The following is a 24568-nucleotide window of genomic DNA, read 5'->3' as shown; positions in this document are numbered from 1 at the left end:
ACCTTCGTCCTGTGGCGAAGGCGTTTCATCTCCGGGACGGGCTGCAACCCAGCCCGGAGAATTTCTTCCACGGTTCAGAACTTCACGTTCATCGTCGCGATAAAGGTGCGGCCCGGCGCCGTGTAAGCGCTTGCCGCCGGGATGTATTTGCGGTCCGTCAGGTTGTTGACGGCGAAGCGAAGCGTGGCCTTGTCGTTGAAGGCATAGGAACCGTAGAGATCCACCGTCGTGTAAGGATCGGTCACCTCGCGCAGATTGCCTTCCGTATCCAGCGTGCGCGACTGTGTCGGCGTAACGTGGTTGAGCCTTGCGCCCAGCGAGAATTTTTCATCGAAGAAACGCATGCCGCCATCGAGCGTCAGCTTCACCTTGGGCGCGACGTCGCCCGGCCAGGCAACGATTTCGCCCGTTGTGGTGGTCGTGCCGTTGGAAAAAACCTGCGTCTTTTCAGGCCATTCTGTTTTCAGAAAGGTTGCCGAACCGCCGATCCAGAAACTGCGGGCATCGTAATTGCCCTCGAATTCAAGCCCGCGCATATAGGTCGTGCCGTCCAGATTGACGAAGCTGGTATAGGTGCGGTCGAGCACCTGATCCGTAACGAGATAACCGAGCGCGATATAGTCCTTCACCTCGCGGCGAAAGGCAGCCATTTTTATGCGAATGGAGTCGTCGTCCAGCAGCACGCCGTCGAAGCTCATATTCGCGCCGACTTCATAGGTCGTCGCTTTTTCCGCACGCAGGGCCTGGTTCGGAGCGTATTCGTATCCGGGGCTGTCGCCCGGACGCGCTCCAGCGAAAAATGCTTCGAGAATTGTCGGCGGACGCAAGCTCTGGGAATAGCTCACATAGGGGCGGAACCAGTCGACGGGTTTCAGTTCAATGGTGGCGGAGGGCAGCCAGGCGCTGTAGGTGCGATCGATATCGACATTGTGCGATGGATATTCGGGGACCGGCGTACTGGTGGTTATACCGGTGCCCGGCATGCAGTTGGCCGATGTACGCGGCCAAATGCTGGCGAGAAAAACATTATAGCGGGATGCCCATATGGGGGAATTTGCAGGCAGAAAGACCCGATTGAAGTATTCCAGGGCCGTATAGTGATTGCGAACAAGGTCGCAAGGCACACTTGTCGTTACTATCGATTCCTTGACACTATAATAGGTCGCAGATCCTTTCAGGCGCGACCAGTCGTAACGCACACCGCCACTCAGCGTGATCCACTCGGCCGGCTCAAGCTCGCCATTAAGGAATAGGCTGGCGACATCGCGCCGCCCGGCAGGGCTGAATGACGTGTAGCTGCTGGCGAAAGAAGGATTTTCCGCGATTTTGGCGCTTGTCGCAACGGATGTGGCAATGTCCCGGAAGGCTTCTGCCCCATAGTTCAGACTGAGCGCGCCCGCCGCCGTATCAAAGCGACTGGTATTTTCCAGGCTGCCGCCGAAGCTGCGCAGGCCCATGTCAAGGTTCGTTTCGGCCGCGTATCTCTCTCGTTCCGCCCGCAGTTCATGCGTCATATTATCGTTCAGCCACAGCGACGACTTGAGGTCTATGAGTTCGCTCTCGGGGTCCCAGTCCAGCTTTGCGACGACGCTGTCGTTTCGCACGCTTTCCCGGTCGATCACCGTGGAAGCGCCTTGAACGAAATCATTCTCCTGATGCATCCAGGAAAGCGAAGCCTTCACGTCGCCGAAGTCGCCTTCGCCCTTGAAAAAGGTCGACCAGCCGTCGCGGCCGAGCAAATCCTTCATCGTCAGCGCGGTGCTGCGAGCCTCGCCTTTTGTTCCGATCTTGTATTCATCCATGATCGTGCGGCTGTAGCCGGCGACGAAGGAGAGAGGACCATCCGGCGAGCGAACGGCGCCGAGAACCGAGCCCTGAAAATCATAGCCATTGGTGCCGCGAGAAACATTCGCTTCCCCGCCCTTGTTTTCACCCTCGGCAATCAGATCGTCGGCGCTGACGGTTCGGAACTCGACCTTGCCGCCCAGAGAGCCGACATTGCCTGAGCGCGCATTGGTTATTTTCTCGATCTCGACGGCACGGATGAAAGCGACATCCACATAACCCTGCCCGGCACTTGCGGTGTAGCTCGTGGCGCCGCCGAAGGCCGCACCACGCTGCGCATTCTGCCGCGCGCCATCGATGGAGACGACCACGCGGCCGCTTTCCTGCAAACCGCGCACATTGGGCGAAACGGTTGGAAAGCTGCCATTGCCCTCGCCGGCATAAACACCGGAAACCCGGTTGAAAACATCGCGCGTGTTGCGCACCCCGGCCGACTGGATCGCCTCACGGCCGACCACGCTGACACTGGCGGGCGTTTCATAAACCCAGTCGGGCGTCCCCTGATAACCGGAACCGGCAATGGAGTTGCGCCCGGTCTTGCCGGTCAGGGTAATGGTTTCCAGAACCGTCGTACCCTCCGCCGCGGAAAAATCGACGGTCGATTGCCCCGTGCCGATGACGACGGTTCTGCCATTGCCGGCGATACGGAAATTGACGCCCGTTCCCGCCAGCAACCGCGACAGCGCCTCCCGCACCGTGAAACTGCCGGTGACGGCATTGGTGCGCACATTTCCGGCCGCGGGCGTGGCAAGCGTGACCTGAAGGCCGGATTGCCGCCCGAAAGCACCCACGACCGATGACAGCGACTGGGCGGGAATGTTGAACGGCCGCGTCGCCCCCTGCTCGCCGCCTGGACGCTGGGAATTGGCGGTGTCAGCTCCGGTCTGGGCCAGAACGGGCGTCGCGAATGAAACGGCGACTGCCGTTGTCGCCAGCAGCACGGCCCTGCGAGCCTGCTTTGCTGCTTTTTCCCCTGAACCGGTCTTGCATGTCTGGAGGCGCATATTGCTTTTGTCTTCCTGTCTTTCGCTCCGGATATATCTTGACCGGATTACTCAACAAAAAGACGATTGCCTCGTCGATTTTTTTCAGGCTTTCGGAAGAAATTTTATAAATGACTGAAAATAAATATGATTTTTTGTTTCGGAATGTTTCAGAAGCGGGTGATGATGCGCGCGCTGCCGCCAATCGCATGCACCTTGCCCTTGTAGGGTTCCACCAGGGCTTCCAGCGCGCGATCCGGGTCGCGCAGATCGTAAAAGCCCGTCACCCTCTGCTCGGCAAGCCGCTTGTCGGCCATGGTCAGCCATGCCGGATGGTACCGCTGGATCTGCTCCACGACCGAGCCTATCGTCGCATCGACCACATAGAGTTCGCCGTTGCGCCAGCCGCCAATATCCTCGACGGAAACAGTCTCTTTGCGGATTGCGCCGGAAGCGTCGACAATCAGCATCTCGCCCGGCACCAGCCGCGTTGGCGGCGCATTGCGGAAAGACGCCTCCACGGAACCGTGCGCCAGCGCCACCTGGGTTACGCCGTCCGTCAGGTCGACGTCGAAAGCCGTGCCCAGCACCTGAACGGTCACGTTTTTTGCCTCCACGACGAAGGGACGCGTTTTATCCGGCACGACGTCGAAAAAGGCTTCCCCCTTCAGCACCGTCACATTGCGGCGGCCATTCGTGAAATCCGTTGACAGCGCGCTCGCGGCGGCAAGCTGCACTTTGCTACCGTCTTCGAGGATGATCGTGCGGCTTTCGGCAGTGGTGGTCTGATAGTCCGCCTCCAGACGAACGAAAAATGCCGGAACGAACAATACCGCAAGACAGAGGGACGCCGCCGCCACGGCCGCGCCGGCATAATGCCGCACGGACCAGCGCCGCCGCTGCGGCTTTGTCACGGCCTTGCCGGGCAGATGCGGTGCATCTTCCCAGAGGTTCTTGAATTCTGGCTCCACCAGGCCGAGATTGCGCCACGTCTTGCATGTTCGCTCCCAGGCGAGACGGTTTGCCGGCGCTGCCGCCAGCCATTGCTCGAACTCCGCCTTGAGCCGCGGTTCCGCCGAGCCAGACTGCAAGCGCAGCAGCCAATCGGCCGCCTCCTCCGCCTTACCGGCCGGCAATTCAATTTTTTTCTCTGGATCAATGGTCATTGAACCGGGCCAGTTCCTTTGCGGGGCGGAGGAGAAGCGTCGTCTTCTGCATTGCTATAAAGACGTTTGAGGAAGAGATTTTTTTCACAAGGCAGGACAATCGGGACTATTTTACTTCATTTCTTTGGTAATCGCGGCAATGCTGCCCTTGATCAGACGATGTGCGCTGGCCACGGACACGCCAAGGTGACGCGCAATCTCTTCCATATTGTAACCACCGAATCTGTGCATTTCCAATGCCACCCGCGCCTGAACCGGCAGGCCGGCCAAAATAGTCCGCATCTGCCGAACTTCGTCGCAGAAAAGGGTATGCTCTTCCGGCGTACCATTGTCCTGCGGCACACCCCAGAACGGCGTATCGTCCGGCCGTTCCCGAAGGTCCTGGCGGCTGCGCCGGCGATTGTCGAGCGCAAGATTGCGAACGATGCGGAAGAGATAGGATTTGAGGTTGGAAGGATTGCCGGAGGCCTCGGGAACGAATTTCAGGAATGCTTCCTGAACCACGTCCTCCGCATCCGCCCGCGACCCCAGAATGAGGGTGGCGTATTTGATCAGGTCGACCCTATGCGCGACGTAAGCGTTATAACGCTTGTCATCTTCCCGTATGCCCATGTCTCAACCGAGAGAAATTTCAAGGATCGACGAAACCTGCCGCCCCCGAATGGCCGCACAGCTCTGCCGCTCAAAGCTCTAGCATCCAAACCGTGGATCGAACAGATATTTCATGACTATTATCATCAAGAATTTGTGCAGGCTGCATCGAGCGGACCCGGCAGCGAAGGCGGCCGGGTCTTGACCTGTCAGATGGCCCCGTCGACAATGACCATGGGTCTGCCCTGCGAGCAGGGTTCGATACGGGCATCGATGCGATAAATATCGCGCAGCATCTCCGGGGTTATAACCGCCTCCGTGCTACCGCTCACTACCATTTCACCACGCGCGATAACCATCGTATTTGCGCAATAACGAAGCGCGTGGTTGAGGTCATGGAGAGCGATCAGCACGATCATGCCGGTCTTCTGCGCCAGATCGGTAACGAAGCCCAGAACCTCGATCTGCCGGTGAAGATCGAGCGCAGACGTCGGCTCGTCCATCAGCAGCACTTCCGGCTTTCGCGCGAGTGCCTGCGCCAGCGAAACAAGCTGCCGCTGACCGCCCGACAATTCGCCAAGCCCGCGGAAAGCAAGGTCATGGATTTTCAGCGCCTTGAGAATGGCGTCGATCTCGAAAAGCTCATCGTCATGGACCCGCCAGCCGCCGCCCTGCTTGGCGGAAAGAAGCACGGATTCATAGACGGTCAGCACGGCATTGGCGCCGGTATCCTGCGGCATGTAGCAGATGGCGCGGTTGCCGCGAGCCGTATCGGAGAGCTCGACCAGTCCGGGGCCGGAAATCAGGCTGGCGATGCGCTTGAAAAGCGTCGACTTGCCGGCGGCATTCGGGCCGATCACCGCCGTCACACTGCCGCTTTCCAGCGTATCGATGCCAACCTTGGAGAGAACCGTGATGCGCCCATAGGCGGCGCCGACATCTTTCAGTGCGAGCGCTACCATGCGCGCCTCCTGTTGCCGAAAATAAGCGCGAAGAAGAACGGAACACCGACGAGCGCCGTGATGACGCCGATAGGCAGAATAGCGCCTGGAATGAGAATCTTGCTGATGACCGAGGTTGCCGACAGAAGCAGCGCGCCGCAGATCACCGAGCCGGGCAGGAAGAAACGCTGGTCCTCACCCACCACCATGCGGGCGATGTGCGGACCGACCAGCCCGACGAAACCGATTGTGCCGACAAAGGAAACCGGAATGGCCGCCAGCAGGCTGACCGTCAGCATGGTCGTCAACCGCAGCCGCCGGACATTGATGCCCATGCTGGCCGCCTTGTCATCGCCGAGCCTCAGCGCCGTCAGCGCCCAGGCATTGCGCATGAACAACGGCACGGTGACGAGGAGGATGGCGGCGGTGATATAGACCTTGTCCCAGGTCGCCTTCGTCAGGCTGCCCATGGTCCAGAAAACCACGGCGGCAAGCGCCTGTTCGGAGGCCAGATATTCGAGCAGCGACAGCGCCGCATTGAAGGTGAACACCAGTGCGATGCCAAGCAGCACGATGGTTTCGACCGTCACCCCGCGAAGCGTCGAGGCGAAATGGATGAAGAGAGCCGCGACCATGGCCATGATGAAGGCGTTGATCGGCACCATGTAATGCACGGCGCCCGGAAAGATCGCCACGCCGCCAACCAGCGCCAGCGCAGCACCGAAGCTTGCCGCCGCCGAAATGCCGAGCGTGAAAGGGCTTGCGAGCGGGTTCGACAGGATGGTCTGCATCTGCGCACCCGCAACCGAAAGCGACGCTCCGACGGTCACCGCCATCAGCGCGATCGGCATGCGAATATCCCAGATCACCACCCGGAGCTGGTTTCCAACGGCGGCCGGATCGGCAATCGTCGCCAGAACCTCGGAGAGCGAATAGCGCGCCGGACCGAGCGCCATGTCGGCGGCCATGCTGAAACACAGGGCGATAAAAAGCCCGAAGAGGATGATTATCCTGCGCGCGGCAAGGGCGCGATATTGATCGCGCCCACTGATGCCAACCGCGCCTTCATTCAGCGAACTCATTGGTTCAAACCTTTTTCGAGCGAGGCGAAATAGCCCGGCTTGTAGGTGACGGGGAGAAATTTGCGGTGAAACTCCTCGAAATTCTTTTCCGGATCGAGATCGGCGAAGAGATCGGGATGGAACCACTTGGCGAATTGCTGGATCGGGAAGAATTCGTAGGGCGCGCCGTAGAACTGGTGCCAGACGGCATGGACATTGCCTTGCTTCACGGCCTTAAGTTCCGGAAACGGCGTGCGCTTCATCAGATTGGCCAGTCGCTCACGGGAGAGAGCCATATCCGCCCCGCGTCCGACAGGAACGAACTGGTTGATGTCGGATTCGGCGGCCCAGTTGGAGCCGGTGACGATGACGTGGTCAGGATCGGCAACGACGAGCTGTTCGGGATTGAGATCGCCGAAGGTCGTCTTGATGATGCCGTCGGCGATGTTGTGGCCGCCGGCAAGATCGACCATCGCGCCGAAATTGACCGGTCCGAAAGTGCGGCAGCAATTGTTTTCGCCGGAAATGCCGGGCGCGCGTTCGATGAAGACGTTCGGTCGCTTCAAGTCCTTGACGCTGGCGAGCCGGTCGGTCACGCGGGCGATTTCGGCACGGCGATAGGCGATGAATTCCTTCGCCCGCTCTTCGGCGCCGAAGAGTTTGCCGAGAATTTCGACCGAGGCTTCGCTGTTCTTTTCAGGATCGATGCGGAAATCGAGATAGATGATCTTGATGCCGGCGGCGGCGGCCTTTTCTTCGAAACCGCTCTCATTGGCGGACTTCTCCGCTTCCAGATTGAGGGTGATCACATCGGGCGAAAGGGTGATGGCCGTTTCCAGGCTGAAATCGCCCTGCGGCACGTAACCGAAGCGCGGCAGTTTCTCGATCTGCGGAAAACGCTCGACATAGGCGGTGTAGCTGTCGGGGTCCTTCTTGAGAAGATCGTCACGCCAGCCGACGATGGTGTCGAAGGTCTTTTCGCCCTTGAGCGCGGCAATGACATGTACCTGGCGCGCCTCACCGACGATGACGCGTCTGGCCGGCAAATCCAGCTCGACTCTGCGACCGGTGACATCGGTAATCTCAGCCGCCAGAACCGGCACGGCGAGAAGGGAGAAAGCCAGCACCGCAAGATGCCTGAGAGCGTTGAGCCGCATGAGCAGTCCTCATTGAGTTCCAAAACAAAGCGATAAAGCCGCATGGCTGCGGCTTTATCCATCGGTCGGACGGCGCTCCCCTTCACCGTCCCTTTATTACCTGGCGTCCTTCAGCGAAACGAAGTAGCCGGGCTTGTAGTCGAGCGGCAGGAAGCGGGCATGCAGTTCCTTGAAGGTCGCCTCCGGGTCGAGATCCTTGAAGAGGTCCGGATGCAGCCACTTGGCGATTTCCTGAACGGCCACGAACTGATAGGGATTGTTGTAGAACTGATGCCAGATGGCGTGGACATTACCGTCCTTCACCGCCTGCACGCCGGTGAAAGCCGGGCGCTTGATCAGGTTTTCAAGCTTGCGATGGGCTTCCTTCAGATCCGCGCCATAACCGACGCCGACCCAGTTGCCGCCCGGAACATAACCGTTCCAGTTGCCGCCGGTGATGATGATCTGCTCCGGGTTGGAGGCAATGATCTGTTCCGGATTGACGGTGCCGAAAGTGCCGGGAATGATGTCCTTGGCCATGTTGATGCCGCCGGCAAGCTCCACCATCTTGCCGAAATTCTCGTTGCCGAATGACATGCAGCAATCGTCGGAATAACCGCCGGCGCGCTCCATGAACACCACGGGCTTCTTCGGATTGGCCTTTTCGAGCGTATCGGTGACCTTGGCGATGGAGTCGGCGCGGAACTTGATGAAGTCCTCGGCGATCTTCTCCTTGCCCGTCAGCTGGCCCATGAGGCGCATGCTCGGCTCGGTATTTTCCATCGGCTTTTCACGGAAATCCACGTAGACCAGCGGAATGCCAACCTTGGCGAGCTTTTCGATATAGCCCGCTTCTTCGGTGGCCGTCTTGGCGTCGATATTCATCAGGATCACGTCAGGCTTCAGGGCAACAGCCTGTTCTATGTCGAAAGTGCCGTCCTTCATGCCGCCGAAAGTCGGCAGCTTGGCGATCTCCGGATACTTGGCGAGATAGGCCGCATAGGTTTCCGGGTCGGCTTTCGCCAGATCGTCGCGCCAGCCAACCACGTGCTGGAAAGGGTTTTCCTTGTCGAGTGCAGCCAGGAAATAAATCTGGCGGCCTTCACCGAGGATGACGTGCGATACCGGCACATTCACCTCGACATCGCGGCCCGTCACATCCTTGACGGTGACCTTTTCGGCGAATGCAGGCCATGCGGCGGATACGAGAAGGCCAAGGGCAAGTGCCGCAGATTTGGCTGAGATGCGCATCGGATATTGCTCTCCAGTGTTGACTGGCGCGGCTGTATTATTTTCTGACTGTACTAGTCAACATTTATGTTTTAGAGCCATTCTTAACTGACCGGTACATGAGTTGAAGACCGATGATCGACACAATCCAATATGGCAAAAACGACAGTCTGAGAGACGAAATCAAATCCTATTGGTCCGGCCGCGCCGCGACTTTCGACCTTTCCCCCGGACATGAAATTTTCTCCGAAGACGAGCGCGAGGCCTGGCACGCGCTTATCCTGAAACATCTCGGCCGCGGAGAAGGCCGCAGGGCGCTCGATCTTGCCAGCGGCACCGGCGTCATCTCGCACCTGATGGACGATCTCGGTTTTCAGGTCACCGGCATGGACTGGTCGGAAACCATGCTGGCGCTTGCCCGTGAAAAAGCGAAAAGCCGTGACCGCAGCATCCGCTTTTTCGTCGGCGACGCCGAAAACACGATGGAGCCGGATGAAAGCGCCGATGTCATCATCACCCGTCATCTGGTCTGGACGCTGGTGGACCCGCAGGCAAGCTTTGCCGAATGGTTCCGCGTTCTGAAACCGGGCGGACGGCTTCTGATCGTTGACGGCGATTTCGTAAATACCGGCTGGCGCGAAAAACTGGTGAAGAAACTGGCGGCCGGTCTCGAAAGCATCGGCCTCGTCAAACCGGACCAGCCGCACAAGCCGGCGGACCCGGAAAACACCTTCAACAGCATTCTTTCCCGCGTTTATTTTTCGAAGGGCGCAAGGGCTGGCGATGTCGCGGCGCTGTTGCGTGCGACCGGCTTCGAACCTGTCGCAATCGATCAGGAGCTTCAGGCCATTCACCGCGCCCAGGCGAAAAATTTCAGCCTGCTGAAAGGCATTCTGCGCGGGCTGCAGCATCGTTATGCGGTGTGCGCAGTGAAGCCGGGGAACTACTCCGTCACCCCGGACTAGATCCGGAGTCCAGTGCGATCAAGTCCTTGATCGCAAAAGACTCTTCCGACGGCGCAGACGCGCCGCGGCTGGATGCCGGATCTAGTCCGGCATGACGGATGGGAGCTCAGTGCAGTCTCATTTTCCAGCCCGCTCGAATAATTCCTCCAAGCGCGGCTTCGCCCGGCCGGGCACATCCACCGTCCTGTAGCTTTGCGGCAAGGCCGCCTCGCCGACCTTGATCAGCATGACCATGCCCATGCCGTAATGCGGCGAGCATTTGATGCCGTAAAAGCCCGGCTTTTCAAAGCCGGTCTCGAATTCGTCATTGATCCGGCTTTTGAAACCTTCGACACCTTCCGGGATCATGCCATCGATGGTCGCGGCATTGTGGCTCTTGTGGGTGGGCACGAAGCGCACACGGTCGCCGGGGACGATTTCCAGAAAGTCGGGTTCGAACACCATCGGGCCTTTTTCTCCCCGGTTCAGCATTTTCACCTCGAAGGTCTCGGCGGAAGCATGAAAGGGAAAACCCATGCTTATCGCCACGGCAATCCCGGCAAAATTCAGCAATTTCATCATCGTGCCAGTACTTTCCTTGCATGCTCGGCCCGCCCGTGGGCCGGCAGAAAACGAATATGGGAAAAGCCGCCCTCATCCGTGGTGACGACGCATTCTACCCCGAAGACGGCGGCTATTCTCGCCGGTGTCAGAACCTCGCGCGGCGGACCGACCGCAATCATCTCGCCCCGGTGCATGATGGCGACCCGGTCACAGAACATGGCGGCGTGATTGAGATCGTGCAGCGCCGCCACAACGGTCAGGCCCTGCCGGCGCACCAGATCGAGCAGGCCGATCTGGTGGCCTATGTCGAGGTGGTTGGTCGGTTCGTCCAGAAGCAGGATATGCGGCTCCTGCGTCAATGCGCGGGCGATATGCAGGCGCTGGCGTTCGCCGCCGGAAAGATGGTGCCAGTTGCGCTCCGCCTTATCGGCCATATCGACATTGGCAAGTGCTGCATCAACAATGGCGTCATCCTGCTGCGACCAGGCGGAAAGCGGCCCGAGATAGGGCGTGCGCCCAAGTTCCACCGCCTGTCGTGCGGTGATGCGTTCGGTGGTTTCGGCCTGCTGCTCCACGAAGGCAAGCCGGCGGGCAAGGTCTCGCCGTCCCAATGAGGCAAGCGGCTCATCCCCGAGCGTAACGTGCCCCCGGCGCGGCTTGCGAATGCCTGCCAGCATGGAAAGCAGTGTGCTTTTGCCGGAACCGTTCGGTCCGATGATGCCGAGAAACTCACCCGAACCGACATCGAGCGAGACCCCACGCACAATATCGATATTGCCGGCATGGAAATGCAGGTCGTGAGCGGATAATTTCATGAACGCCCCCTCTTCTGCCCAAGGATGAAGGCAAAGGCGGGCGCGCCGACGAGCGCGGTGATGACGCCAATGGGCAGCACCTGCCCCGGGATGACAATGCGCGAGAGAATATCCGCGACGATCATGAAAACCGCGCCGGTCAGCGCCGTCACCGGCAGCAATATGCCATGGCGAACGCCGACGAAGATGCGTGCGGCGTGTGGAATGACGAGTCCCACGAAGCCGATGGAGCCCACCAGCGACACCATCGCAGCCGTCATGATCGCCGAAACGGAGATCAGCACCGCATAGACCCAGCGCACCGGAATGCCGAGCGAGGCAGCAGCCTGACCGCCGAAGGCGAAGGCATCGAGCGCCCGGGCATACCAGAGACACACCGCAAGTCCCGCAAGACTGATCGGCAGCGCAAGCCAGACATCCGGCCAGCGCACCCCGGAGAGGTTGCCCAGCAGCCAGAACATGATGCCGCGCGCCTGTTCGGCATTGGCGGATTTGGTGACGATGAAAGAGGTCATGGCATTAAACAGCTGCGACCCGGCCACCCCCGCCAGAATAATGGCGCTGTTGCCGTGTCCCGCCCGCACCGCCAGAAGGCTGACCAGCGAAAACGCAACGAAGGCACCGATGAGCGCCCCGGCCGGCATCGTCAGGAACCCCGCTCCGAAGCCAAGCAGCGCGACAGCGACGGCACCGGTGGAGGCGCCAGCGGAAATGCCGAGAATATAAGGATCGGCAAGCGGATTGCGCAGAAGCGATTGCAGCACCGCCCCGGCCAGCGCCAAAGAAGCGCCGCAACAGGCGGCGACGACCGCGCGGCTGAGACGATAACTCCAGACGATGCCCTCATCCAGCGGCTCCAGCGGATAGGCCGCATGGAAGACGCGGTTGGCGATTGTTTTCGCCACGACGTCGAAAGGAATGGCGGTCTCGCCGATGGCCGCCCCGGCCATCAGCGCGACGAGCAGCAGTGCGAGCGCGGCAAAAGCCAGCCCTACTCTGCCGAGAGGGATGGAAAGACCGTTCACTTCGCGAGGCCGGCAGCCGAAATCGCCTCGGCCAGCGTTTCGATGCCTTCAATGGTGCGAATGGTCGGGTTCATCGCCTGCGCGTCCATCTCGAACACATGTCCTTCCTTGACGGCTGGCATGATGCTGGCCACGGGATCGGTGGCGAGGAACTTCAGCTTGACGGCGACATCATCGGCGGGGAAACGGCGGCGATCCATCTTGCCGGCAACGATGATGGACGGATTGGCCTTGGCGATGGTTTCCCAGCCGACGGTCGGCCATTCTTCATCGCTTTCGATGACGTTCTTTAAGCCCAGCGCGGACATGATGTAGCCGGGAGCGCCATTGCGGCCAGCCACATAGGGATCGATATCCAGCTCGGCGCTGGAGAACCAGAAGACAGCCGAAAGCTTGCCATTTGCCGAGGCGATCTTGGCGCGGGCGGCTTCTTCACGCTTTTTCAGGTCGGCAACGACCTCTTCACCGCGATCCTGCACGTTGAAGATTTTGGCGAGATCGCGGATTTCCTGGTAGATCAAATCCATGGTGAAGACGGTGTTGCGCACGCCGTCGCCGCCGCCGGAATTGTCCTTGCCCATGCAATCGGCGGGCGAGGTATAAACGGGAACGCCAAGCTCGGCGAATTGCGCCGGTGTTCCGACAACGCCTTCCGGGCCGATCTGCCACTGAAACTGCGTCGTCACGAGGTCCGGCTTCTTGCCGATGACCGCCTCGAAGCTCGGATCATTGTCAGCCAGCCGCTCGACCCTGGCATTGGCCTCTTCGTAGCCCTTCAGAACCGGACCGATCCACAGCGCCGTGCCGACCACCTTGTCGGCGAGGCCGAGGAGGTAAAGAACCTCGGTCGTGCTCTGGCCGACGGACACGGTGCGGGCGGGCGCCTGCTTGAAGGTGATCTCCTGACCGCAGCTGTTGATCGTCAGGGGATAGGTCGTTTCGGCAGCATTGGCGCCGGCGACAGGCAAAGCCGCAAGCGCAGCGGCCAGAAAACCGGCATGGACAGGCAGGCGTCTAGAATGAAACATGTGTTCTCCAGTCGAAAGTAAATCTTATTCCAGAGCAGCAGGCGTCAGAACGCGCAGCAACAGCGGGACGTCTTGTACGGAGAACGGCAATAGGACGCAAACGAAATGTTATGAAATAACATTACAATCTCCTCCTCCGGGCTTCCCCGCCCGTAACGATGGTTTATATTTCGACGGCAGGTCTCCTGGCTCACGGATTTGCGTCACTCATCTGCCTTCCCGCATTCCGGAGAATACAGTGGCATGACGCCTGAAGCGTCACGGGGATGAACGACAATCCGCTTACAGTTGCGGGGGCAGCCACGGCATTGGGCGAAAAAGATCGCCGGCACCATGTTCCCTATTAATCCCTTCGCCTTTCGGCTGCAGGAACCGTCGCTTTCTCACATAAGGGGCAAGAGGCGGGGCGTCAATTGCGATAGTGCCGCACCTCAGCACAAAGACGGGCTTGCCAGGGCGAAAATCTTTGCGGAACCGGAGCCTGCCGGTTGCGGCGCGCCTTTCGACATGGCGGTGAGCGTTTCGATCCCCACCAGCCCGGATTGCGTCAGAAACTCGGTCAGAAGACCGCTATCCCGCACGGTATCGAGACGGACAAGCTGATCGTCGAGATCGGAAAAATGTCGCCTCACCAACGCAATCGCATCCGCCTCGTCACCGGCGATGACCGGGCCGACAATATGGCCCCGCCCCGCCGCACGCCGCAATGCAAAGGCGGCAAGACGATCAGCCTCGAACAGGCCGTAACCCGTATTTTCCTGAACAAGGCGTTGCAGGACGCCCCGGCGCGAAACACCGAAAGCCGCCCGATCCAGATCCACCACGGCGGACAAATGATCCCAGGACAGCGGCTCGATTCTCTGCTTTCTTCCAAGCGTCGGCATCTCGGCAGGGCAGCGCACCTTGCCGCGCTGGAGATGTACTTTCTCCGTATCCCCGGAAAAACCCAGCCGTGCGAAAAGCCGTCGCGAGGCTTCCGTGGCGTTCAACCGCAGGGAGGCATCAGGGTAGCCCGCGATGAGTTGGCCCACCAGCCATGGTCCAACGCCCTGCCCCTGCAAACGGGGAGAAACGATGACCATGCCGACCGTCGCGACACCCTCATCATAAGGAAACAGCATTGCCGTTGCGACAACGCGATCGATCTCGTCAAGCGCGGCAAGCCCGACGCCGCACTGCCGCAGGAAACACCATTCGTTTGCGTGATATCGCCATCCGACAGCCATGGACAAAGCATGCAGATGATCGGCCTCCACATCGGCGATATCCACTGTCCGCAACTCGAAACTATCGACCTTGAGCAGCTCCATGACAAACGGCTCTCATTCCCTCCGGCGCGGAACCTAGATCCCGGCAGCCCAGCTCACGACATCCGAAGATAACCAGCCTCGCCAGCAGGAATTTTCCGAAAGCGCTGGAAGGACACAACAATCTACTGAAATCACCCGTATTTCAGCAGATAAACGCCGCAGGCCGCTCTAAGCTTTTCGGCGTTGAAGCGACGGAGACAGCCATGAACGCAATCGACATTCTGGAGCGTCTTGTCGGCTTCCCGTCGGTGGTCGGAACCGCCAATGGCGACATCGCAGGATGGATCGCCGATTATCTGGAAAGCCACGGCGCAAAAGTATCGCTGCTTGCCGGCCCGGAAGGCGACCGCGCCAATCTCTTTGCCAGCTTCGGCCCGACCGATGCCAGCGGATACATCCTTTCCGGCCATATGGATGTGGTGCCTGCCGGTGAGCCGGAATGGTCCTCCGATCCCTTTACGCTGAGAACCGAAGGCGAGCGTCTCTACGGACGCGGAACCACCGACATGAAAGGGTTTCTGGCCACGGTTCTCGCCGCAGCACCGGCATTTTCACGCATGGCGCTGAAGCGGCCCGTTCACATCGCCTTTTCCTATGACGAGGAGGCGGGCTGCCGTGGCGTTCCGCATCTCATCGCCCGCTTGCCGGAACTATGCGCAAAACCGGCGGGCGCAATCATCGGCGAACCGAGCAATCTGCGCGCCGTGCGCGCCCACAAGGGCAAGGCCGCCGCACGCATCGCCATTCGCGGACGCTCCGGCCATTCCTCGCGGCCGGATCAGGGCGTGAACGCCATTCATCTGATGACCGGCATCATGGCAAAGGCGGTCGAGACCGCACAGGGTCTCACCCAGGGGCCTTTCGAAGCGACGTTCGAGCCGCCCTATTCCTCCCTGCAGATCGGCACGGCGAAAGGCGGACAGGCGATCAATATCATCCCCGATCTCTGCGCCATCGAACTGGAAGCGCGGGCGATTGCTGGCGTATCGCCGGTCGCCCTGCTCCAGCCGGTGCGCGACGGCGTCGAAGCGCTCGCCGTCAAGGGCATCGACATAGAATGGACGCCGATGAGCGATTATCCGGCGCTGTCCCTTGCCGCAGATGCGCCGCTCGTGAAGCTTCTGGAAGAGTTGACCGACGCGCCCTGCATCGCCGCCGTCAGCTATGGCACGGAGGCCGGGCTTTTTCAGGCGGCCGGCATCGATGCCATCATCTGCGGCCCGGGCGATATCGGCCGCGCCCACAAGCCGGACGAATTCATAACGGCCGGTGAACTGTCGGCCTGCCAGTCAATGCTGGAAACACTGGCGAGCCGCTGCACGGTTTAAACCTTCGGAACCACGGATTTCAGATGACTTTCTTCTTCAATTCCGACGCGAAGCGCGGCGAGATTTTCCGGCAGGCTCTGGCCCGCGACCTGCCGGAACTACCTTTTTCGATGGATGCCAAAAGCGTCGATCCGGATGCGGTTCGGTACGTCATTACCTGGACCGTGCCTGATGATATCGGCCGCTACCGCAATCTCGAAATCCTGTTTTCCATCGGTGCGGGCGTCGATCAGTTTCACATCGACACCGTCCCTGCGCATGTGAAAGTCGTGCGCATGGTGGATGAAGGCATCATCCGCATGATGCAGGAATATGTGAGCCTCGGCGTGCTGGCGCTTCACCGCAACCTGCCGGTCTATTTGAAACAGCAGCGCCAGCAACTCTGGAAGGCCCTGCCGCAGCGTCAGGCGGAAGAGTGCCGGGTGGGCGTTCTCGGCCTCGGCATGCTGGGCGTTGCGGCGCTGGAACGGCTGAAACCCTTCGGTTTTCCGCTTTCCGGCTGGAGCCGTTCACCGCGCGAGATCGATGGTGTGACCTGCCATCATGGCGAAGCCGGATTGTCCACGATCCTTTCGACCAGCGATATTCTCGTTTGCCTGCTGCCGCTGACCGACGAAACGACGGGACTTCTGAATGGCGAACGCCTGGGGATGCTTCCCGAGGGTGCGGGGCTGGTTCACGCCGGGCGCGGCAAACAGCTCGACCACGACGCCCTCATCGATGCGCTGGACAGCGGCAGGCTTTCGGGTGCCGTGATCGACGTCACCGATCCGGAACCGCTTCCGGAAGACCACGCCTTCTGGACGCATCCGAAAATTCTCCTGACGCCGCACATCGCCAGCGTCACCCAGCCGCATTCGGCAGCACGCACCGTTGTCGAAAACATCAAACGATACCAGTCCGGCCTCGAGCCGCTCGGCCTCGTCGACCGCAATCGCGGATATTGATCATCCCGTTCCAGGAAAGGACACCCATGCCGCTTCTCAAGACCATCGACACGCACCCCGCCTTCGAACCGAAAGCCTCCAAGGCCCTGCCGGAACGCCTCATTTCCGGCGATCCGTCCTTCAAGACCTGGCCGCTGGACGAAGCCCGCAACGGCACCGTCCACACCGGCATCTGGGAAGCAACGCCGGGCGAAAGCCGTTCGATCAAGGGCGAAGCCTTCGAATTCTGCCATATTCTCGAAGGCGTCATCGAAATCACGCCGGAAGGCGGCGCACCGCTGCGTTATACGGCTGGCGACAGTTTCGTCATGAAGCCGGGCTTCGTCGGCGTGTGGAAAACCATTGAAACCGTGCGCAAGATCTATGTTACGGTGAACGGATGAACTGGGAACCGGCCATTTTCGAAATCACCCGCGACGGCTATGTGCTGAGCACCGATCCGGCACGGGTGGATTTCGATCTGGTCCATGGTTTTCTCGCCCGCGATTCCTACTGGGCGCAGGGAATGACCGCCGACCGGCTGAAGCGGGCGCTTTCGCATTCGCTGCCGGTCGGCGTTTACGCCCCTGACGGTTCCATGGCCGCCTTCGCCCGCCTGGTGACGGATTATGCCGTTTTCGGCTATCTGCGCGATGTCTTCACGGTGGAGGATCATCGCGGTCGCGGCCTTGCGTCCTGGATCGCCACCGAGATACGCAAACACCCGGAGCTTTCGACGGTATCGAGCTGGATGCTGGCGACCCGCGACGCCCATGGCGTTTACGAAAAGGCCGGTTATCGCGCCGCACCGCATCCCGAATATTACATGACGGTGCCGAAACCGGGCGAGGATTGAACAACCCTCCCTATGGGTCACCTCGGCCGTCCTCATAACCTGGGGCTATGACCCTTACCCCATAAATGCTTGGCCCTTTTCCGGTCCCGATGACAGCATCGTCCGCACTGGAAAAGGAGACGGAAGAGATGGGATATCGCATTGGCGTCGATGTTGGCGGGTCGTTCACGGATTTTGCCGTGTTCGACGATGGGACCGGCGCGCTTTCCACCCTGAAAGTGTTTTCCCGCCCCGATGCGCCCGGAGAAGAAATCCTTCTCGCGCTGGACACGCTGAAAAAGCGCGACGGCATCGAAGCGAAGGACGTTTCCTATTTCACCCATGGCACCACCGTCGGCGTCAATACCGTTATCCAGCGCAACGGCCAGAACGTCGCGCTGTTCACCACCGAAAATTTCGAGGATGTGCTGGGCGTTGCACGCCTGAAAATTCCGCAGATCCACAATCTCTATTCCGTGCGGCCGGAACCGCTCATCCCGCGTGAACGCGTTTTCGGCATAGCCGAGCGCATGCTGGCGACCGGCGAGGTAAAGCTCGCCCCAAACGAAGAGAATGTAGCGCAGGCTGTCGCCGGCGCCCTTGCAGCCGGTTGCGACGGAATTGTGCTCGCCTTCCTGCATTCCTACCGCAATCCCGAAAACGAACTTGCCGTGAAGGCGATGATCGAACGCATCGCTCCGCAATTGCCGGTGGTCTCATCTGCCGAGACATGGCCGATCATCCGCGAATATGAGCGCACCATCACCGCCGTCATCAGCGGTTATGTCCAGCCGCGCGTCGCACATTACCTCGACCGTTTCGAAACAGTGCTGCGCGGGCAAGGCATTGCCTGCCCGCTCCTCATCACCAAGACCAATGGCGGTGTCATGGGCATCGATCAGGCGCGGCGGGAATGTGTGCAGATGATCCTGTCGGGCACAGCTTCCGGCGTCATCGGCGCGGGTTATCTGGCAAAGGCCAGCGGCTTTGACCGGGTGATGAGCCTCGATATCGGCGGCACCAGCGCCGATGTGGCCGTTATCCTTGATGGCGAGGCCCAATATGGGGTCGGCGAGCTGATCGGCGATTTCCAGATTCATGTCCCTTCCGTTTCCGTCAGTTCCGTCGGCCAGGGCGGCGGCTCGGTCGCATGGGTCGACAGTCTCGGCCTGTTGCAGGTGGGGCCGGAAAGTGCCGGCTCGACGCCGGGGCCGGCCTGTTACGGACGCGGCGGCAACCGCCCGACGATCACGGATGCCATGGCGGCCGCCAATCTCATCGGCCATATGCCGCTCGGTTATGGCGCGGTGACCGTCGATCACGGCGCATCGCGCGCCGCGCTCTCGCCGCTCGCCGAAAAACTCGACCTTTCCGTCGAGGCGCTCGCCGGCAACATCGTCGATATCGCCGTCTCCGGCATGTATGCGGAGGTGAACGCCCTCACCTCCCGTTTCGCCATCGACCCACGCGAATTTCACCTCTTCGCTTTCGGCGGCGCCGGCGCGATGCTCGCCTGCTTCCTCGCCCGCGAGCTGGACATGAAGGGTGTGGTGGTGCCGCCCACCCCGGGCGTCGTTTCCGCGCTCGGCGGCCTGATTGCCGATCTGAAGAACGATTTCATCCGAACCACCTATTGCGATGTGAACGACAGGGAGGTCTCCGAACTCGCCCCCCTTCTCGCCGAAATGCAGGAAACCGGCCGCAATTGGTTGAAAGAACAGGGTTTTAACGGCGATTGCGAGATGCGGCTTTCCGCCGACATGCGCTATCGCGGCCAATCCTACGAAATCGAAACCACGCTCCAGCCGGAATGGCTGGGCAGCGGCGACGCCGGCGCGATAAACAGAGCTTTTCATGAGGAGCATGCCCGCCTCTACGGTCATTCCGATGAGCGGGCGGCCGTGCAGATGGTCAATCTCAGGCTCGTCGTCTCCGGGAAAACACCGAAGCCGCCGCTTCGCGAGACAGGCGTGGCCACGGGCCCCGCAACACCGCGCTTTCACACGAAAGGATGGTTTGGCGGCATGGAGCACGACTTGGCGATCTATCACCGTGACGATCTGGCGGCCGGCCACGATTTCAACGGTCCCGCCATCGTCCTTCAGGACGACACCACCACCGTCGTGCCGCCCGGCTTTTCGGTCCATGTGGACCGTTTCGGCAATCTCGTCATTACCAAGCGGGAGTTTTGACCCATGACCATCGATCGCCGCAATCTCAAGGTGCTCGCCAATTTCTGCTCGGCCGCCGCCGATGCCATGGCCTTTACGCTGATGCGCACCGCCCATTCCGCCTTCGTCAAGGAAACCGAGGATTTTTCCTGTCAGGTGGTGACGCGCGAAGGGCTGGCCTTCGCCAATCCCCGGCAATTCGGTGCGCCCTGGTATAGCGGCATCGACTACGCGCCGCTGCTTTCCATGTTCGAGGAATATGAAGAGGGCGATATCTGCATCACGAACGACCCCTATAGCGGTTTCGTCGCCACCCACTCGCCGGATATCCACATCTGGAAACCGGTCTTCCATGAGGGCAAAATTGCCTGTTTCGTGGTCGGACACATCCACAATACCGATGTCGGCGGCGCGGTTCCCGCCTCATTGTCCCGCTCGCTTTCCGAAATCGAGCAGGAAGGCCTGCGCATCCCGCCGGTCAAGCTCGTTCGCAAAGGCAGGCTCGATCCCTTCATCATCGACATGATGAAGGCCAATGTCCGCATGCCGGAGCAGAATATCGGCGACCTCCACGCCCAGATCGCCTCCGTCAATATCGGCGAACGCAAGATGCAGGAGATCATCGCCCGTTTCGGCTTTGACGATTTTCTGGACGGTGTGCGCCAGATTTTCGACTATGCGGAAGAGCAGACCCGGCAAATCCTCACCCGGGTGCCCGATGGCGACTATTTCTTTGCCGATTATGCCGATGAGGATTCCGTCGGCGGCCGGCCATGCCGCGTGGCACTGACGCTGAAAATCCGCGGCGGCGAAGCCATCCTCGATTATACCGGCAGCGACCCGCAGCTCGGCTCGTCGCTGAACATGCCGACCGGCGGCCGAGAGCGGCATTCGCTCGTCATGGTGGGCCTGACCTATGTGCTTTATACGCTCGATAACAGCCTGCTCCTGAATGCCGGCACCCTGCGCCCGGCGCGGGCCGTGCTGCCGGAAGGCACGATCGTCAATTGCCAGCGCCCGGCCGCCGTCGGCATGCGTTCGCTGACCTGCGCCATGACCCAGATCGTCACCATCGGCGCTTTTGCAAAGGCGCTGCCTGAGCTTATTCCCGCCGCCTCACCCGGCGGAAACGCCATCATGAACATCAAGACCAGCGACAGGAACGGCCGCCCGGTCATGGCCTCCATCGGCCCGGTTGGCGGCGGCGGCGGCGGCACGCCCTTCTGCGACGGCAGCGATGGCGCGGGCGGCGCCACCGGTTTTCTGCGCAACACGCCGATTGAAATCAGCGAAGCGGAAGTACCGATCCTTTTCCGCCGGTATGGGCTCCAACGCGACACCGGCGGAGCAGGCCGTTTTCGCGGCGGGCTTTCGGCTGTCATGGAGTTTGAAATATCCTCCCCGGAAACGGTGGTCACGGCCCGCAACCGCAACCGTTCGGTTATGGCGAGCTGGGGTGTCAACGGCGCAGGTCCGGGGCTGATTTCCCGCTTCCTCCGCAATCCCGATACCGAGGGCGAAATCTCGCTCGGCAATACCGATATCGTCCATTGCGGCCCGGGCGATGTCATTCGTGTCATAGGACCGGGAGCCGGCGGTTACGGCGACCCCTTCACCCGCCCGCCGCAGGCCGTGCTGCGCGATGTGCGGCGTGGTGCGGTCTCAGCAGAAAATGCTGCAAGGCACTATGGGGTAGCGCTCAACGGTGATGATATCGACGAAGAGGCGACGGCTGCCCTGCGCGCCGCGCCGCGCCGGAAGACGGACGATATCATCAGCTACGGACCGGAGCGGCTCGCCTTCGAGGCGGTCTGGACCCGGGAACGTTATGATCTTCTGACGCAATTCCTGCAAAAATCGCCCGTGGGATGGCGCTTCTTCCTGAAACACCGGGTGTTTGAAGCGGTTGAAAACGAGGGCGATGATCCCCGCCCCCTTAGCGAGCGGATGGCCGGGATTTTCGACCGGATAAGCGCCCGCTACGGCGTTTGACCAGCGGCCTGCGTTCGCCGCCGAAGATTGCGCTGTCTGCCGGTGGCAAAACAGGATTTTCATTCACCGCCCGCGCCGCAGTCGGTCGATGCTGCTTGCCATCAGGGATTAGCGTTGGGGCATATCCAAAGAGGATTCCACATGACGCTCAGCTTCGATCCAGACAGCTTATCCCTGCCGATCGGCCACTTCATCGGCGACCGGCTGGTTCCGGCGGCAAACGGCATCGACATGCACCGCCCTTCGGACGGCATAGAATATGCTGGTTGTCCCAAGGCGGATGCGGCGCTGGTCGATGAGGCTGTGCAGACTGCCAAGGCCGCGTTGAAGAGCAGCAACTGGGGCGGCGTGCGCCCGCGCGAGCGCACAAAGGTCTTGCAGCGCTGGGCCGACCTGATCGAACAGGAAGCCGAGACGCTGGCGAAAATCGAGGCGCTCTCCTCGACGCGACCGGTGGGCCAGCTGATCGCCGGCGATATCGCCGTCACCGCCGAACAGATCCGTTTCTTTGCCGAATTCGCGGACAAGGAAGGCGGCGATCTGGTGCCGACAGACGATGCAAGCCTCGGCATGATCATGACCGAACCCTATGGCGTCGTCGGCGCCATCACGCCGTGGAATTTCCCCGTCTCCATGGCCGGCTGGAAGCTTGGTCCGGCGCTCGCCGCAGGCAATGCCGTGGTGCTGAAACCTTCTGAAATGACGCCCTTCTCCAGCATCTTCATGGCGCAGCTGGCGATCAAGGCCGGATTGCCGGCAGGTCTCATCAACATCGTGCTGGGCGACGGGCCCGTGACCGGCAATGCCATCACCGGACACCCTGATATCTCCAAGGTCAGCTTCACCGGCTCCACGGCCGCGGGCGCCGCCATCATGGCCAACATCGCCCGCACCGGCATCAAGCCCATGACGCTGGAACTTGGCGGCAAGAGCCCGCAACTGGTCTTCGCCGATGCCGATATCGAGAAGGCGGCAGCGGCCATCGCCGGAAATATCCTCTCCAATGCCGGGCAGGCCTGTGTGGCGGGCTCGCGCATCATCGTCGAAGAAAGTGCTGCGGATGCCCTTTCCACCGCGATCATCGCCCGCATGAAGGCGGTGAAGCCCGGCCCGACCTGGGACGAGACGACGCAATATTCGCCGATCATCTCCGAGGTGCAGCGCAAGCGCATCGACGGCATCGTGCAGGCGGCGGTCGCCCATGGCGGCGAATGCCTGACCGGCGGCGCGATCATGGACGGTCCCGGCTATTTCTACCAGCCGACGCTGATCGCCAATGTCGACCAGACCTCCCCTGCCGTCACTGAGGAAATCTTCGGGCCGGTGCTGACGCTGCAGACCTTCCGCACGGAAGAAGAGGCTCTGGCGCTTTCCGACCATCCGACCTACGGTCTGGCGGCGGGTCTTTTCAGCCGTGACGTCTCGCGCGTCATGCGCCTGTCCCGCGCCATCCAGGCGGGCACGATCTGGGTCAACCGTTACGGCCGCTCGCGCGACCACATATTGCCGACTGGTGGTTACAAACGCTCCGGCATCGGCAAGGATCTCGGACGCGAGGCCTATCTCGCCAACCGCAAGAGCAAAAGCGTCCTTATCGGACTGTAACAGGGGTAATGTCTTGAAAACGCATCGCATCGCACTCATTCCCGGAGACGGCATCGGCAAAAGCGTAACGGACGCCGCATGGCAGGTGCTCAACGCCGCCGCCAAAACCTCCGGTTTTGCGCTTGAAGGAACAGAATTCCCCTGGTCGTGCGCCTTCTACAAGGAAACCGGCGCGATGATGCCCAAGGACGGCATCGAAACACTGCGCGGCTTCGACGCCATTCTGCTCGGTGCAGTCGGCTGGCCGGCGGAAGTGCCGGACTCTGTCTCGCTGCACGGCCTGCTGCTGCCGATCCGCAAGGCTTTCGTGCAATATGCCAATATCCGCCCGCACCGGCTTCTGCCCGGCGTGCAGGGGCCTTTGAAGGCCGATGGCTTCGACATTCTCTGCATCCGTGAAAACACGGAGGGCGAATATTCCGGCGCCGGTGGCCGCGTGCATCAGGGCACCGATGATGAAGTTGCCGTCGAAACCTCGATCTTCACCCGCAAGGGCGTGGAGCGCATCCTGCGCTTCGGCTTCGAACAGGCGCAGAAGCGTCGCGGCAAGCTTGCCTCCATCACCAAGTCCAATGCCCAGAAATATTCGATGGTGTTCTGGGACGAGGTAACCCACAAGCTCGCTGCCGAATATCCCGACGTCGAGGTTTCCAGCTATCACATCGACGCCATGGCGGCCCGCATGGTCATGGCCCCGGAAAGCCTCGATGTCGTGGTCGCCTCCAACCTCTTCGGCGATATTCTGACCGACCTCGGCGCAGCCATTCAGGGCGGCCTCGGCTTTGCCGCCTCCGCCAATATCAATCCTGACCGCAGCGCGCCGTCCATGTTCGAGCCGGTGCACGGTTCGGCCCCTGATATCGCCCATCTCGGCATCGCCAACCCAATCGCCGCCATCTGGTCCGGCGCGATGATGCTCGAGCATCTCGGCGAAAAAGACGCGGCTGTGCGTATCATGACGGCGCTCGAAACGGCGACCGGCCGGGGTATCGGCACGGTGCCGGGCAAGGACAAGACAGACGCCATCACCGCCGCGGTTCTTGCGGCACTCGACTGATTTCGGAGACAGATG

At 60.8% G+C, this 24568-nt stretch carries 21 protein-coding genes and 1 riboswitch; of the genes, 9 read left to right on the top strand and 12 right to left on the bottom strand.

Annotation, left to right across the window (positions count from 1 at the left end; all coding sequences use genetic code 11):
• Window positions 1-74: 74 nt before the first annotated feature.
• The 7 genes from RAC79_RS08900 to RAC79_RS08870 form a co-directional block, all read right to left on the bottom strand.
• The gene (locus RAC79_RS08900) at window positions 75-2849 is read right to left on the bottom strand and encodes a TonB-dependent receptor (RefSeq protein ID WP_142844651.1); all 2775 of its coding nucleotides are present in this window, start codon (window positions 2847-2849) and stop codon (window positions 75-77) included.
• Window positions 2850-2998: 149 nt separating this feature from the next.
• Window positions 2999-3994: a FecR family protein gene (locus RAC79_RS08895; protein ID WP_174039926.1), complete on the bottom strand. Its 996-nt coding sequence runs from the start codon at window positions 3992-3994 to the stop codon at window positions 2999-3001.
• A gap of 111 nt (window positions 3995-4105) precedes the next feature.
• Window positions 4106-4606, bottom strand: a complete 501-nt coding sequence (locus RAC79_RS08890) for an RNA polymerase sigma factor (protein WP_125145774.1) — start codon at window positions 4604-4606, stop codon at window positions 4106-4108.
• A 188-nt stretch (window positions 4607-4794) separates the two neighbouring features.
• Entirely contained in the window at window positions 4795-5547 is a 753-nt protein-coding gene (locus RAC79_RS08885; RefSeq protein ID WP_003524635.1) for an ABC transporter ATP-binding protein, read from the bottom strand.
• Window positions 5541-6608 carry an iron ABC transporter permease gene (locus RAC79_RS08880; protein ID WP_104679689.1) on the bottom strand — a complete coding sequence of 356 codons (1068 nt, stop codon included), beginning with the start codon at window positions 6606-6608 and terminating at the stop codon, window positions 5541-5543. The genes RAC79_RS08885 and RAC79_RS08880 overlap by 7 nt, the downstream gene beginning before the upstream one ends.
• A complete protein-coding gene (locus RAC79_RS08875) occupies window positions 6605-7744 on the bottom strand; it encodes an ABC transporter substrate-binding protein (protein WP_174045284.1) in 1140 nt (379 codons plus the stop codon). Before RAC79_RS08875 ends, RAC79_RS08880 begins: the two co-directional genes overlap by 4 nt.
• Before the next feature lie 96 nt (window positions 7745-7840).
• Window positions 7841-8974, bottom strand: a complete 1134-nt coding sequence (locus tag RAC79_RS08870) for an ABC transporter substrate-binding protein (protein WP_174045287.1) — start codon at window positions 8972-8974, stop codon at window positions 7841-7843.
• Between the two features lie 113 nt (window positions 8975-9087).
• Between RAC79_RS08870 and RAC79_RS08865 the strand changes: the two genes are divergently transcribed.
• On the top strand, window positions 9088-9918 hold the full coding sequence (locus tag RAC79_RS08865) for a class I SAM-dependent methyltransferase (RefSeq protein WP_174045290.1): 831 nt from the start codon (window positions 9088-9090) through the stop codon (window positions 9916-9918).
• A gap of 117 nt (window positions 9919-10035) precedes the next feature.
• Here RAC79_RS08865 and RAC79_RS08860 read toward each other — a convergent pair whose 3' ends face one another.
• The 5 genes from RAC79_RS08860 to RAC79_RS08840 all read right to left on the bottom strand — a co-directional run bounded on the left by RAC79_RS08860 (window position 10036) and on the right by RAC79_RS08840 (window position 14639).
• On the bottom strand, window positions 10036-10479 hold the full coding sequence (locus RAC79_RS08860) for a pseudoazurin (protein ID WP_142844655.1): 444 nt from the start codon (window positions 10477-10479) through the stop codon (window positions 10036-10038).
• A complete protein-coding gene (locus RAC79_RS08855; RefSeq protein WP_065657204.1) occupies window positions 10476-11276 on the bottom strand; it encodes an ABC transporter ATP-binding protein in 801 nt (266 codons plus the stop codon). Before RAC79_RS08855 ends, RAC79_RS08860 begins: the two co-directional genes overlap by 4 nt.
• On the bottom strand, window positions 11273-12301 hold the full coding sequence (locus RAC79_RS08850) for an iron ABC transporter permease (protein ID WP_142844656.1): 1029 nt from the start codon (window positions 12299-12301) through the stop codon (window positions 11273-11275). Before RAC79_RS08850 ends, RAC79_RS08855 begins: the two co-directional genes overlap by 4 nt.
• Window positions 12298-13329, bottom strand: coding sequence for an ABC transporter substrate-binding protein (locus RAC79_RS08845; RefSeq protein WP_003524647.1), 1032 nt, complete (start codon window positions 13327-13329; stop codon window positions 12298-12300). Before RAC79_RS08845 ends, RAC79_RS08850 begins: the two co-directional genes overlap by 4 nt.
• A 157-nt stretch (window positions 13330-13486) precedes the next feature.
• Window positions 13487-13721, bottom strand: a riboswitch (cobalamin riboswitch).
• A 39-nt stretch (window positions 13722-13760) separates the two neighbouring features.
• Window positions 13761-14639 carry a GNAT family N-acetyltransferase gene (locus RAC79_RS08840; RefSeq protein ID WP_142844657.1) on the bottom strand — a complete coding sequence of 293 codons (879 nt, stop codon included), beginning with the start codon at window positions 14637-14639 and terminating at the stop codon, window positions 13761-13763.
• Window positions 14640-14842: 203 nt separating this feature from the next.
• Here RAC79_RS08840 and argE point away from each other — a divergent pair, with 203 nt between their 5' ends.
• The 8 genes from argE (at window position 14843) to RAC79_RS08800 (ending at window position 24553) form a co-directional block, all read left to right on the top strand.
• Entirely contained in the window at window positions 14843-15967 is a 1125-nt protein-coding gene (argE, locus tag RAC79_RS08835; protein WP_142844658.1) for an acetylornithine deacetylase, read from the top strand.
• Window positions 15968-15990: 23 nt separating this feature from the next.
• Entirely contained in the window at window positions 15991-16914 is a 924-nt protein-coding gene (locus RAC79_RS08830) for a glyoxylate/hydroxypyruvate reductase A (protein WP_142844659.1), read from the top strand.
• Window positions 16915-16940: 26 nt separating this feature from the next.
• Complete coding sequence (locus RAC79_RS08825) at window positions 16941-17297, top strand: cupin domain-containing protein (RefSeq protein WP_174045296.1); 357 nt, start codon at window positions 16941-16943, stop codon at window positions 17295-17297.
• The gene (locus RAC79_RS08820; protein WP_174045299.1) at window positions 17294-17749 is read left to right on the top strand and encodes a GNAT family N-acetyltransferase; all 456 of its coding nucleotides are present in this window, start codon (window positions 17294-17296) and stop codon (window positions 17747-17749) included. Before RAC79_RS08825 ends, RAC79_RS08820 begins: the two co-directional genes overlap by 4 nt.
• 128 nt (window positions 17750-17877) lie before the next feature.
• Window positions 17878-19920, top strand: coding sequence for a hydantoinase/oxoprolinase family protein (locus RAC79_RS08815; RefSeq protein WP_174045302.1), 2043 nt, complete (start codon window positions 17878-17880; stop codon window positions 19918-19920).
• Between the two features lie 3 nt (window positions 19921-19923).
• On the top strand, window positions 19924-21891 hold the full coding sequence (locus RAC79_RS08810; RefSeq protein WP_174045305.1) for a hydantoinase B/oxoprolinase family protein: 1968 nt from the start codon (window positions 19924-19926) through the stop codon (window positions 21889-21891).
• Between the two features lie 141 nt (window positions 21892-22032).
• Window positions 22033-23496, top strand: coding sequence for an aldehyde dehydrogenase (locus tag RAC79_RS08805; RefSeq protein WP_031234532.1), 1464 nt, complete (start codon window positions 22033-22035; stop codon window positions 23494-23496).
• Window positions 23497-23509: 13 nt separating this feature from the next.
• Window positions 23510-24553, top strand: a complete 1044-nt coding sequence (locus RAC79_RS08800; protein ID WP_059753366.1) for a tartrate dehydrogenase — start codon at window positions 23510-23512, stop codon at window positions 24551-24553.
• Window positions 24554-24568: the final 15 nt, after the last annotated feature.

This window comes from Agrobacterium sp. LR_9 (assembly GCF_041954855.1).
Lineage (GTDB): Bacteria > Pseudomonadota > Alphaproteobacteria > Rhizobiales > Rhizobiaceae > Agrobacterium > Agrobacterium leguminum.
This window is presented reverse-complemented; position numbering and strand designations above follow the sequence as displayed.